The organism is Candidatus Omnitrophota bacterium (genome assembly GCA_018894435.1).
Taxonomy (GTDB): domain Bacteria; phylum Omnitrophota; class Gorgyraeia; order JAHIPI01; family JAHIPI01; genus JAHIPI01.
The window spans coordinates 16,215-28,702 of record JAHIPI010000075.1; the positions used below are offsets into that span (position 1 = coordinate 16,215).

General features: G+C 46.0%; 11 protein-coding genes. All 11 read left to right on the forward strand.

What is annotated here, in order from left to right; genetic code table 11:
- Positions 1–6 precede the first annotated feature (6 nt).
- Complete coding sequence (locus tag KKI13_06125) at positions 7–1,482, forward strand: UDP-N-acetylmuramoyl-L-alanyl-D-glutamate--2,6-diaminopimelate ligase (GenBank protein ID MBU4488622.1); 1,476 nt, start codon at positions 7–9, stop codon at positions 1,480–1,482.
- Positions 1,470–2,861 (forward strand): UDP-N-acetylmuramoyl-tripeptide--D-alanyl-D-alanine ligase, encoded by a 1,392-nt coding sequence (locus KKI13_06130; protein MBU4488623.1) that lies wholly within the window; start codon positions 1,470–1,472, stop codon positions 2,859–2,861. The genes KKI13_06125 and KKI13_06130 overlap by 13 nt, the downstream gene beginning before the upstream one ends.
- Positions 2,834–3,922 carry a phospho-N-acetylmuramoyl-pentapeptide-transferase gene (gene mraY / locus KKI13_06135; protein MBU4488624.1) on the forward strand — a complete coding sequence of 363 codons (1,089 nt, stop codon included), beginning with the start codon at positions 2,834–2,836 and terminating at the stop codon, positions 3,920–3,922. The genes KKI13_06130 and mraY overlap by 28 nt, the downstream gene beginning before the upstream one ends.
- Positions 3,922–5,307 carry a UDP-N-acetylmuramoyl-L-alanine--D-glutamate ligase gene (gene murD, locus KKI13_06140; protein MBU4488625.1) on the forward strand — a complete coding sequence of 462 codons (1,386 nt, stop codon included), beginning with the start codon at positions 3,922–3,924 and terminating at the stop codon, positions 5,305–5,307. Before mraY ends, murD begins: the two co-directional genes overlap by 1 nt.
- Positions 5,307–6,407 (forward strand): putative lipid II flippase FtsW, encoded by a 1,101-nt coding sequence (gene ftsW / locus KKI13_06145; GenBank protein MBU4488626.1) that lies wholly within the window; start codon positions 5,307–5,309, stop codon positions 6,405–6,407. Before murD ends, ftsW begins: the two co-directional genes overlap by 1 nt.
- Complete coding sequence (gene murG, locus KKI13_06150; GenBank protein ID MBU4488627.1) at positions 6,397–7,527, forward strand: undecaprenyldiphospho-muramoylpentapeptide beta-N-acetylglucosaminyltransferase; 1,131 nt, start codon at positions 6,397–6,399, stop codon at positions 7,525–7,527. The genes ftsW and murG overlap by 11 nt, the downstream gene beginning before the upstream one ends.
- Positions 7,524–8,906 (forward strand): UDP-N-acetylmuramate--L-alanine ligase, encoded by a 1,383-nt coding sequence (gene murC / locus KKI13_06155; protein MBU4488628.1) that lies wholly within the window; start codon positions 7,524–7,526, stop codon positions 8,904–8,906. Before murG ends, murC begins: the two co-directional genes overlap by 4 nt.
- Entirely contained in the window at positions 8,903–9,826 is a 924-nt protein-coding gene (gene murB, locus KKI13_06160) for a UDP-N-acetylmuramate dehydrogenase (protein MBU4488629.1), read from the forward strand. The genes murC and murB overlap by 4 nt, the downstream gene beginning before the upstream one ends.
- Positions 9,819–10,751 carry a D-alanine--D-alanine ligase gene (locus KKI13_06165; GenBank protein MBU4488630.1) on the forward strand — a complete coding sequence of 311 codons (933 nt, stop codon included), beginning with the start codon at positions 9,819–9,821 and terminating at the stop codon, positions 10,749–10,751. The genes murB and KKI13_06165 overlap by 8 nt, the downstream gene beginning before the upstream one ends.
- A gap of 13 nt (positions 10,752–10,764) precedes the next feature.
- Complete coding sequence (locus KKI13_06170; protein ID MBU4488631.1) at positions 10,765–11,517, forward strand: cell division protein FtsQ/DivIB; 753 nt, start codon at positions 10,765–10,767, stop codon at positions 11,515–11,517.
- Positions 11,505–12,488: hypothetical protein (locus KKI13_06175; protein MBU4488632.1), on the forward strand; the 984-nt coding region annotated here is incomplete at its 3' end. The genes KKI13_06170 and KKI13_06175, both read left to right, overlap by 13 nt.

The following is a 12,488-nucleotide window of genomic DNA, read 5'->3' on the forward strand; positions in this document are numbered from 1 at the left end:
CGTGCCATGAAGAAGATAAAAGTCCTTTTTAAGGACATAGATCATAAGCTGATTAGATTGAAGGAAGATTTTGCGGTTAGCGGCATTAATGCCGATTCCCGTCTTCTTAAAAAAGGCGAGATTTTTGTAGCAATAAACGGCCCCCGGCATAACGGTTGCGATTATATCAAAGATGCGCTAAAGAAAGGTGCGGCGGCAGTGTGCGTGGATGATCCGAAAAGTGCGCCGAAGACAGGCGGCGTCATATTGGTCAAGGATGCGTCCCGGGCATTTTCGTTATTAGCGTCAAGGATTTTCGACGAACCATCTTCCGATATCAATATCATAGGGATAACGGGAACGAACGGCAAGACCACTGTCTCTTATCTCATATATGAGATATTAAAAGAGGCGAAACGCTTGCCGTCTCTTTTGGGGACGGTCGGCTATAAAATAAGCAAAAAGACGGAAAGCTCATTCAATACTACTCCGGGGCCGATGTTGCTGCATTCACTGTTTGACAGAATGAGGAAATCGGGAAGCGATTATGCGGTGATGGAGGTTTCAAGCCACGCGCTTAAGCAGGACCGCGTATTCGGCGTAAATTTTAAGACAGCAGTTTTGACAAATATAACCGGAGACCATCTCGATTACCATAAGACTATGAAAAATTACGCGGCGTCAAAGAGAATATTGTTTGAATCGCTCACAAAAAATGGCACGGCGGTTTTGAATAGAGATGACGGTTATTACGATTATTTTAAGAAAGCCACAAAGGCAAAGGTAATCGATTACGGCATAAAGAATAAAGCGAATTTCAGGGCAGTGGAGATAGAATCGGATATAGGCGGCTCTTCTTTCGTAATTACTACTCCGGAGGGAGATATCGGGATGAAGACCGTGCTTATCGGACGGCATAATATCTATAATATTCTTGCCGCCGCTTCAGCGTGTTTTTTTGAAGGAGTAAGCCCCGAAATTATTAAAAGAGCCGTAGAGCGCTTTCAGGCGGTTCCGGGCAGGTTGGAATCGGTTGATATGGGGCAACCCTTTAGGATATTTGTAGATTATGCGCATACGCATGATGCGCTGGAAAAGGTGCTTTCCGAACTGAGAGCGCTTTGCGGGGGTAAGCTCGTGGCTGTCTTTGGCTGCGGAGGGGACCGCGACAGGACAAAACGGCCCAAGATGGGACGAATAGCAAGCAAAATCGCGGACGAAATTATACTTACGAGCGATAATCCGAGAAGCGAGGATCCGGAGGCCATATTGGATGAAATAGAGGCCGGTATTGCAAAGGGTTTTAGCGGATATAAAAGGATTTCCGACAGGTTTAAGGCTATAGAGGAGTCGCTTGCGGTAAGAGGAAAATCCGACGTTGTAATTATAGCCGGCAAAGGCCACGAAGATTACCAGATAATAGGCAAAGAGATATTTCCTTTCAGCGACAAAGAAGCGATAGAAGAGATATTGACTAAAAGGCATAGCAAATGTTTACGGTAAACGAGATCATAAAGGCGACGGGCGGAAGATGTCTTAATCATCCCGCGATTAAAGAGGTTACAGGTGTCTCTACGGACAGCCGGACAGTAAAAAGCGGCGCCATTTTTATAGCCATTCCCGGCGAGCGCTATGACGGCCACGATTTTATCGCCAAAGCGCTCGCGGAGGGGGCGTCCGGGGTAATCATAGCGTCTAAAAAAATAAATTATGCAAAAAAGAGATTCGGTTTCGATTTTAGATCCGCCGATAATCGTATATTTGTAGCCGTAGATGATACCGTGACGGCGCTGGGCGACTTGGCGCGCTTACATAGAGAAAGATTTGATATTCCGGTCGTGGCAATTACGGGTTCCAATGGCAAGACGACCGCGAAAGAGATGATATATACAGCGCTGAAGACAAAATGGCGCCCCTTAAAGAATTCCGGAACCGAAAATAACCTCATCGGTGTTCCGCATACTTTACTCAAGCTGCAAGATACGTACGATAGCCTTGTGGTGGAACTGGGCATGAGCAGAATAGGCGAGATAAAGAGGCTTGCCGAAATAAGCCGCCCCAATATCGGAATCATAACTAACATAGGCCCGTCTCATCTGCAATATTTAAGGGATTTAAGCGGCGTATATGCTGCCAAAAAGGAACTCTTGGATTTTTTGAAAAGGGGGGATATCGCCATTTTAAACGGTGATGACTTCATTCTCCGCTCTTTTGGCAGAAAAACTTTAAAGGCCGTACGTTTTGGCATAGAGAATAATTCCGATTTTAGGGCAGAGTCAATAAAGCACGAAGGTAGAAATTGGTCATTTAGAGTCAGCGGCACAACTTTTTTAATAAAATCAGCTTCACACCATGATATATATAATGCGCTGGCCGCAATTTCTATAGGAGCGCTGTTTGGTATAAGGCTCGCGAGAATCAGCGAAGCGTTGTGCGGTTATGTTTCGCTTGATAAGAGAATGGTAAGGAGTATAATTGAAGGTATAGAGTTTATAGATGATACGTATAATTCTAACCCTCTCTCAATGAGTAGCGCGATCGCCACACTGTCAAGTTACAATTCCAAAGGCAGTAAGGTACTTGTGAGCGGCGATATGCTGGAATTAGGCAGAAAATCCGCTTATTATCACGGCGAAATGGGGAGACTGGTAGCCGATTCGGGCATAGACAAGTTCATAAGCGTTGGAAAATTGGCACGCAATAGTTTTCTCGCAGCTAAGAAAAGCGGTATGCAAAATATCTGGTTCTGCCGGACAAAAAAAGAGGCCGCATCTGTTCTGAAAAAAATAGTGAAGCCGGATGATGTCGTACTCGTAAAAGGTTCGCGCGGAATGCGCATGGAGGAAGTCATAAAGTGCTTTACCATCTCTTATATCCCCTAAGTGATTTTTGGTTCGGGTTTAATGTCTTCAGGTATATAACATTTCGGACCGCTTTCGCGGCTGTTACCTCGTTTTTACTGTGTGTACTTCTTGGGCCTTGGGTTATACGACTTCTCTCGCTGCACAAAGTGGGGGAAAAGACATCGAGACGCGATGCGCCTACTCTGGATAAATTCCACGGCCAAAAGACGGGCACGCCCACCATGGGCGGTATTTTAATAGTGGTTAGTATTCTTTTATCGACTCTTCTGTGGGCGCGCCTGGATAATTCTTATGTATGGCTGGCACTTGCTTCGACCCTATGGCTTGCTATAATCGGGTTTATCGATGATTATATAAAGCTTGTCCGCGAGGATGTGAGGGGGCTCAGGTCGATCACAAAATTTACAGGCCAAATAATAGTCGGTTTCATAGTCGCATTCTTTTTGTATATACCGGGGGAAGGAAGCAGTATTTTGTATTTTCCTTTTCTGAAAAAACTTGTCATAGATCTGGGAATATTTTATATACCGTTCGTGATCATTGTTATAGTGGGCGCAAGCAATGCCGTGAATCTTACCGACGGCCTTGACGGCCTTGCGATAGGGTGCATTGCCATGATAGCGGGTACTTACAGCGCCCTGAGCTACATTACGGGGAATTTAAATTTGAGCGGCTATCTGGGGGTACCGTTCATACCTCAGGCGGCGGAGATCTCGGTCTTTTGCGCCGCAATCGTCGGCTCAGGACTCGGTTTTCTTTGGTTCAATTCCCATCCCGCGTCAGTCTTTATGGGGGACACGGGCTCTCTTGCCCTCGGCGGGGCGATAGGCGTCGTAGCGGTACTCATTAAAAAAGAGATACTGCTGGCGCTTGTAGGCGGCGTATTTGTCGTGGAAGCTTTATCGGTAATTTTACAAGTCGCTTCGTTTAAACTGAGGAAGAAGAGAATATTTTTAATGGCGCCGCTTCATCACCATTTTCAGTTAAAAGGATGGGCAGAGTCCAAGATAACGATACGCTTTTGGATAGTATCTGCAATCCTCTCGCTTCTTACGCTCGCGTCACTTAAATTGATGTAATGGAAAGAAAGATGGATTTTAAAAATAAACGCGTAACGATAATAGGCCTTGCGGATAGTGGGTTTAGTGCCGCGAAACTTTTGAAGGCGCTTAAGGCAAAAGTACGCATCAGCGAATCAAAGGATACGCCCGAGGTGAGGGAAAGGTTAAGCCTTCTTGGCGGTATTGAATATGAAGTGGGCGGCCATACAAGGCAATTCATAACGAATACCGATATAATGGTGATATCGCCGGGAGTACCGCTAAATGCCGAGTGTGTAAGATGGGCGAGACAGAATAAGATACCCGTAATTGGCGAGCTTGAGCTGGGCAGCCTTTTCTGCCGCGCTCCCATAATTGCCGTGACCGGGACAAACGGAAAAAGCACTACATCGACGCTTATTCACGAAATACTTAAAGCGAATAATATAAAATCGTTTCTATTGGGCAATATCGGAACGCCGATATGCGAAGAAGCGTTAAAGGTAAAAGGGAATTCTGTAGTCTCTGTGGAAGTCAGCTCTTTTCAGCTTGAGGCGATAAAAAAATTCAGGCCGAAGGTAGCGGTCTATCTTAACCTGACCGAGGACCATCTTGACAGATACCGCGATATGGCCGAGTACCGAAAAGCTAAGTCCAGGTTATTTGAAAATCAAAAAAGGACCGATTACGCCGTATTAAATTATGATGACTCTGCGGTCAGGATGCTGGGGAAGAAGATAAATTCAAAAGTATTTTATTTCAGTATGAAAGAAAAGGTAAGGGGCATCTATCTGGACGGTGAAAAAGTGATGCTCAATTTAGCGAAGACCCCGGAGGAGATTTGCAGAAGAAGCGATATTACTCTCGCCGGCCGGCATAACGTTGAAAATGCGCTCGCATCCATACTGGCCGTAAAACTTATAAAAAAAGACGCGAAGATGCTGCCGGTTTTGACGGATTTCGCAGGGCTCCGGCACAGGTTTGAATTAGTCGCCGAATCCGGCGGCGTAAAATATATAGACGATTCTAAAAGTACGACAGTCGATAGCACGATAAAGGCGCTTAATTCGCTTTCCGGCGCTGTTATACTGATAGCTGGCGGCAGAGATAAAGGCAGTGATTATTCTCCCGTCAGAAAATGCGCGGATAAGTTGAAATGCATCATACTTATGGGAGAGGCGCGAAACAAGATAAGAAAAGACCTGGAGGGCTTATTAATGCCCATTAGAGAGGCAAGGACAATGAAAGACGCGGTCTCTTTAGCGAGGCAGATGTCCATAGAAGGAGATGCCGTTCTTTTATCGCCCATGTGTTCAAGTTTTGATATGTTCAGAGATTATAAAGAGAGAGGAGAGGTGTTTAACGCCGCAGTTTTGGATGAGCTCTATAGGATTCCGGAACCGGTACCTCTTTCATCACGATAATGAAAGACGATTTGCGGGATATACGAATAGCGATTTTGGTAGTTACGACGGCGCTTGTAGCATTCGGCGTAGTCATGATATATAGTTCAAGCACCGTTTATGCCTATGAAAATTTTCACGACAACTTCTATTTTCTTAAGCGGCATCTTCTCTCGCTTGTGCTAGGGCTTATATTGGCCATATATTTTATGCATGTAGACCTGCACGCCCTTAGAAGGTATTCACGGCCGCTCTTGCTTTTCGCGTTTTTACTTTTGGCCTTGGTCCTCGTACCGGGCATAGGTGCTTCAATAGGCGGGGCCAGGCGCTGGTTTAGGCTGGGAGGCATAAATTTTCAGCCGGTCGAGCTTGTAAAACCTATTTTATTGCTGTATCTGGCAGATTTTTTGGACAGGAAATCTGTAAAAGGTTACTCTCTTTTTGGCGTTTTTGTTCCGGCAATGCTCATAATAGGCGCTTTGAGCGGCCTTGTATTGCTTCAGCCCGACCTCGGAAGCTCTTTTGAGTTGGCGGCGTTGGGCGTACTTTTACTGTTTGTATATGGAGCCGATATACGGCATATACTAGTTATTTTCGCGGCCGGCATACCGGCATTCTATTATCTTGTCCTTTCGGTTCCTTATAGGGCGTCGCGGATACTCGCTTTTATCAATCCGTGGAAAGACCCAAAGGGTACGGGGTTTCAGATAATACAATCTTTTATCGCTCTCGGCTCGGGAGGGCTTTTGGGCGTAGGGCTGGGAAATTCAAAGCAGAAATTGTTTTATCTTCCTGAATCGCATACAGATTTTATATTTTCAATAATAGGGGAAGAACTGGGGTTTTTGGGCAGCTCGCTTATCGTTATTTTGTTCGCAGTATTCGTATGGCAGGGGATGGCGCTGGCATTTCGCAAGGATTCCGAATTTTCGAGGCTATTGGCTATGGGCATCTCCTCGACAATAGGCCTGGAAGCGGTGATAAACATAGGTGTGTCTACGGGCGTTTTGCCGACAAAAGGATTACCGCTGCCTTTTATGAGTTATGGGGGGACATCCCTCGTAGTACATTTGATTTTGGTTGCAATGCTTCTCAATATAGGGCGGGAAAATGTCAGATAAGCGCGAAAAGAAGCGAAAAAGGATAGTAATAGCATGCGGCGGTACCGCAGGCCACATATTTCCGGGGCTTACTCTGGCAGAAGAGCTCCTGAAGCGCTATAAAGATGATCTGAATATATCTTTTATAACTTCGGAAAATCTTCTGGCCAAACGCCTCCTTGAAGAAAGCGGGTACGATTTTTACACGCTGCCCGTAAAGGGCATAGAGAGAAGGTCCTTTGCCGGCAACGTAGATTTTATAAAATCGCTTTTTACGGGAGCCGTGAAATCGGCAGGCATCGTCTTTAGGGAAAAGCCGGATTGTTTTGTAGCTTTCGGCTCGTATGTCTCCGGGCCGCCTTTTGTAGCCGCGTCGCTCCTCAGGGTTCCGACTATAATACACGAGCAGAACATAACGATGGGAAGGGCAAACAGATTGATGCGCAACTTCGCGACAAAAGTCGCCCTGAGTTTTCCGTCGAGCGAAGAGCGGAAAAGGAAGAATATGGTGGTTACGGGAAATCCTATAAGACGCTCTGCCGCGAAGATAAGCGCGCGCGAGAAAGCGCTTAATCTTTTGGAGATGGATATATCCAAGTTTACGATACTCGTAATAGGCGGAAGCCAGGGGTCTCAAAGGATCAACTTAGTTCTACTGGATGTCTTTCGAGGGATGGACGAATTGCTGCGCCGGCGTATTCAGGTGATACACATATCGGGTGACAACGATTACGATATGGTCAGAGACGCGTATGAAAAGATCGGAGGCGTTTCTTACGGAGTGTATTCTTTTTTCAAGGATATGGGTACGGCGTATAGCGCCGCTGACGTAACTATAAGCAGGGCCGGGGCCTCATCTATATTTGAATTATGCCTGCATAAGATGCCGTCCATTCTAATACCATATCCCTTTGCCGGAGGCCATCAGGCGGATAATGCCAAATACCTTACTGATAGAAACGCCGCTATTATGATAGAAGAGAAGAATCTTTCTGCCGAATCGCTTAAGGCGGCTATTCTGCGCTTCTTGGAAGACAGCGCATTAAGGTACCTGATGAAAAAAAGGCTGGCTAATCTTTCCATGCGGGAGGCCGCGGAAAAATTGGCTGATGAAGTGGGTTTATTGGCGGGGCTTTCATGAAATTAAATTCGAATGAAAAAATACATTTTATAGGGATAGGCGGCATAGGGATGAGCGGCGTAGCCCGTATTCTTAATTTTACAGGCCGCGCCGTAAGCGGTTCGGATGTAAGGAATAGCAGCATCATAAAAGAGATGAGGAAAGAAGGCATAAAGTGCTTTATCGGCCACAAGAAAGAGAATATCACGAACTGCGATATTGCGGTATATTCCAGCGCAATCGATAACGATAATAGCGAATTGAAGGCCGCCCGGCGCAAGCGCATAAAAATAATGCACCGCGCCGATATGCTGTCCGAGATGCTCGCCGAAAAGCGGAGCATAGCGATCACCGGTTCTCACGGCAAGACCACAACAAGCGCTCTTACCGCGCTTGTATTTAAAGATGCCGGATTAGATCCGTCCGCGGCAATAGGCGGCGAGGTCCTGAATTTCGGTTCAAATATACTTTGCGGCAGGGGAGATTATTTTGTGGCTGAGGCCGACGAAAGCGACGGATCTTTTCTGAAATTTCGCCCCGACATCGCCGTTTTATTAAATATAGACAAAGAACACATGGACTATTTTAAGGATATAAATAACGCTTTGAATATTTATAAAAAATTTGCAGATAACGTGAAAACAGGCGGCGCTGTTTATTATAATAGCGACGACAGATACCTTAAAGACGTGCTGAAGAGTTATCGGGGGAAGAAGATTACCTTCGGCCTTAAGGGCAATCCAGATATAAAAGCATTCGACATAAAAGAGGAAGCGCTTAGCGTGCGCTTTCGGTGTTCTGTGCGAGGCAAGGAGATGCCGAATGTGCTGACTTTTCCGAAACCCGGCCGCCATAATGTCTTGAATGCCCTGGCAACAATCGCCGTCGCGCATGATGCGGGAATAGATTTTGAGAAGATAAAAGACAGTATAGGGCACTATAAGGGTACAAAAAGAAGGTTTGAGATAAAAGATACCCCTTCGGAGATAATGGTGGTAGAGGATTACGCGCATCATCCCACAGAGATAAAAGCGGTTCTCAGTTCGTGCAGATCGCTCGAAAGGAATCTTATAGTCGTCTTTCAGCCGCACCGCTACACAAGGACTAAAGAGCTATTTAAAGATTTTCTTAAGTGTTTCGGCGAGGCAGACCGGCTTATATTAACCGACATATATGCCGCGAGCGAAAAACCAATAAGAGGAGTTAGCGCTCGGCGGCTTTGCTCGGAAATTAAAAGACTGGGCGATAGTAGCGTAGAGTACCTGAAGAAAGAGGCGATAGTAAATAGGATTAAAGGTATTGCCAAAAAGAATGATATGATATTGATTTTGGGAGCAGGGGATGTAAATGAAATTGCATCCGAACTGGAAACTTTCTTCACTAAAAAAGGTATATTGTGATAACAGAATCACTGATAGATGTGAAAGATTTCGTAAAGGGCAGGGTACTCTATAATGAGCCGATGAAGAGGCATACCTCTTTCAAGGTAGGCGGGCCCGCCGAGATATGGATCGAACCGGACGATATTGATGATCTGCGAAGCTGCCTTAGCATGGCGAAAGAGCGGAATTTACCCGTACTTATAGTCGGCAGCGGGACTAATCTGCTTGTGCGCGACGAAGGCATAAAAGGCCTGGTCATAAGTATGACATCGCCGCGTTTAAAGAAAATATATCATGGCGATTTTAAAGTAGCGGTTTCATCTGCCGTTCAGACGAGAGAATTTCTCCACTTTTTAAGAGAGCATAACCTGAGCGGCCTTGAGTTTTTGGCCGGTGTACCGGGTACGATAGGCGGAGCGGTAGCCATGAATGCGGGCGTGCGCCATTATGCGAAAAAAGATACCTGGAATAGCGTCGGGGATTTTGTAGAAGAGGTAAAGGCCTACGATTTTGGCGGCAATAAACAGATCTTTTCGAAAAAAGAACTTAATTTCGGGTACAGGTCATCAAACTTAAGAGGCTTAGCGATAACAGAAATTAAATTTCGGCTCAAGAAGGATGATAAAGAAAATATTGCCGGAGAATGTAATAATTATTTAAGAAAAAAACAGACGGCTCAGGACCTGTCTTTGCCAAGCGCCGGATGCGTCTTCAAAAATCCGGAAGAAGCCGGTGTTTCCGCGGGGGAATTGATAGACCGGTGCGGACTTAAAGGCAGGCGTTCCGGCGGCGCGCTTATCTCGCCCAAGCACGCGAATTTTATAATCAATACCGGAAACGCAACATGCGGTGATATTATTGAGCTGATAAGTATCGCGAAAAGCGAAGTTAAAAAGAAGTTCGGGGTCGAACTCGAACCGGAGATAAAAATTGTATAACCCGAAGGGATTCGGCAAAGTGGCGGTTTTGGCGGGCGGGTCGTCCAGTGAGCGGGCAATATCGATAAGATCCGGCCGGGCAGTATACAAAGCCCTGAAGAAGGCCGGCTGCGATGTCGTCCGGGTGGACATTACAGGCGTCGGGGTGAAGCGCATTATTGATAAGCTGTCAGCCGATCTTATATTTTTGGCCTTACACGGCCGTTTTGGCGAGGACGGTACAATACAGAAGGTGCTGGAAAATATGGGGTTTCCGTATACGGGTTCCGGCGTCACGGCATCAAAATTAGCGCTTGATAAAATAGCGTCCAAAAAAATATTTGAAAAGCGTGGGATTCCGGTGCCGCCTTATAGAATTCTCGACAGGCGTAACGCGAAAAAGGCAAAGGGCTTTTTATATCCTCTTGTTGTAAAACCGCAGAACGAAGGTTCCAGCATAGGCTTATCCATTGTAAAGAGAAACGAAGAATTAAATGATGCTTTCAAAAGGGCCTTCCGGTACAGCGATAAAATAATAGTAGAGCGCTTTATCGAAGGGCGCGAGATAACCGTGGGCATTCTGGATGAAAAACCGCTCCCCGTCATAGAGATTGTACCCGGCAGAGATTTTTACGATTTTTACGCGAAATATAAAGACAAGAAAACAAAATACATGGTGCCGGCCTCTCTCCCGAGGCATATCTATAAAAGGGCGCAGAAGCTTGGGCTTTTGGCCCATAAAGCATTAAGGTGCCGGGATTTTTCAAGAGTGGATATGATCTTATCCGAGCGCGGCGATATCTTTGTGCTTGAGGTAAATACTATTCCGGGGCTTACGACAAGGAGCCTGCTTCCGAAAGCGGCAGGTTCTGCGGGTATAAGGTTTGATGAGTTATGTATGAAGCTTTTGGAACTCGCTCTTAAAAATAGAGGCGACAAGGATTGATTTTTTGTAAGGCATGAAATCTAAAAAGGCCTTAAGGGGAAAATTGCTGGGTTTGGCGATCTTTCTTTTGTTGCTCGCCGGATTTCTATGGTACGCGCATCTATTTTATACGACCTCGCCTTATTTTACCGTAAAGAAGATACTGCTGGCGGGAGATAAATCGACATCAAGCGTCGATTATAGCGAGATAGGCAAAATGGCCTACGGTAAGAATATATTCAAACTCGATTTGGGCGAAATCGGCGAATATATGCTTGATAATTACCGCGAGCTGAAGGCCATTCAGATAAGAAGGGCATTTCCCGATTCTATCCTTGTTGTCGCGCTTTTGCGCAAACCGGTGGCGCAGCTTCGCGAGGAGCGTTACTATCCCATCGATGAGGAATGTATCGTTTTATCGGATGTCAAAGATTCGCCGGATAAAGACCTGCCGGTCATAAGCGGCATAAGCGTCAATCTTCGCGAGGCGATGGGGAAGAAGATAGGTTCAAAATCGCTCAGGCAGGCATTAATATTGTTTAAATTTATCAAAGAATCTGGTATATTAAATAACCATATACTGCGAGAAATAAATGCCGGAAATATAAAGAGCATGTCATTTACTCTTGACGACGGCATGGAAATACGCATAGGCCATGAAGATTACGCCAAGCGCCTTCTAAGCCTGAAAGAAATATTGACCGATCCGAAGATATGGCTTTCGGATATAGGTTACATTGACCTCCGGTTCGGTGAACCGGTCATAGGTCCGAAATGGAAAAGATGAACAAGGAAAATATTATAACAGCTGTGAATGTGGGATCCTCGCGCATTACTGTCTGTATAGCTAATCTAGAATATGACGGCAGCATCGCTGTTGTAGGCCTGGGAAAAGCCGATGGCAAGTTCATGGGCAATAAGGGCGTGCTTGATATAGATGTTTTGAGTAACGCCATACGATACGCCTTAAAGGCCGCGGAACAGGAAGCAGGATTTGAAGTTACACAGGCCTTCGTAAGCATGTCTGGAGCGAATATAACAAACGAAAAGTCGAGAGGCATGGTCATGCTGGGTAAAAGGGGTGAGGAGATTTTCAATAGGCATATAAAAAATGTCCTTCGGGTTGCCGAGGCAGTGCCGCTTGGACTGGAAAAAGAGATAATACATTCCATCCCGCAGAGTTTCGTAGTGGACGGCCAGGACGGCATAAAAAATCCTCTGGGTCTGTACGGAGTAAAGATGGAGGTCGACGCGCTTCTCATCGCGGCAGATATGCCGTTTCTGCAGAACATAATAAAATGCCTGAATATAGCGGGCGTTGAACTTGAAGATGCCGTCTTCTCCGGTATTGCGACTGCCGCATGTGTATTTCCAAAGGAAAAGGAGCCGGGATGCATAATCTTACTCGAAGCGGACAATAGCTTTACCTCTCTCTCCGTATTTTTTAACGATGTCCTGCGAGGTATTGATGTATGCGGCGCAAACATCCTTCATGTTAGCGCCATGAAATCACTCGGCGAGAGCGCCGGAAAAATATGCGGCCCAAGGCCGGCTTCCAAAATAATAATTACGGGAAGTTCATTTCCGTCAGAGGATATTATAGAGAGATTGGAAGCGGCCTTCGGGGTGAGCGCCGAAATAGGATATCCCCGCAATATAAGAGGAAGCGCCCGCGACATAAACAATCCTGCCTATATAACAGCCATGGGCCTCGCGATTTACGGCGCCGAAAAACGGCTTGCCGAGATGCCGATCGCC

Coding starts and splice junctions, on each gene's coding strand:
- KKI13_06125 (MBU4488622.1), top strand. CDS start 7: ATGAAGAAGATAAAAGTCCTTTTTAAGGACATAGATCATAAGCTGATT.
- murG (MBU4488627.1), top strand. CDS start 6,397: ATGTCAGATAAGCGCGAAAAGAAGCGAAAAAGGATAGTAATAGCATGC.
- murD (MBU4488625.1), top strand. CDS start 3,922: ATGGAAAGAAAGATGGATTTTAAAAATAAACGCGTAACGATAATAGGC.
- ftsW (MBU4488626.1), top strand. CDS start 5,307: ATGAAAGACGATTTGCGGGATATACGAATAGCGATTTTGGTAGTTACG.
- KKI13_06170 (MBU4488631.1), top strand. CDS start 10,765: ATGAAATCTAAAAAGGCCTTAAGGGGAAAATTGCTGGGTTTGGCGATC.
- KKI13_06130 (MBU4488623.1), top strand. CDS start 1,470: ATGTTTACGGTAAACGAGATCATAAAGGCGACGGGCGGAAGATGTCTT.
- murC (MBU4488628.1), top strand. CDS start 7,524: ATGAAATTAAATTCGAATGAAAAAATACATTTTATAGGGATAGGCGGC.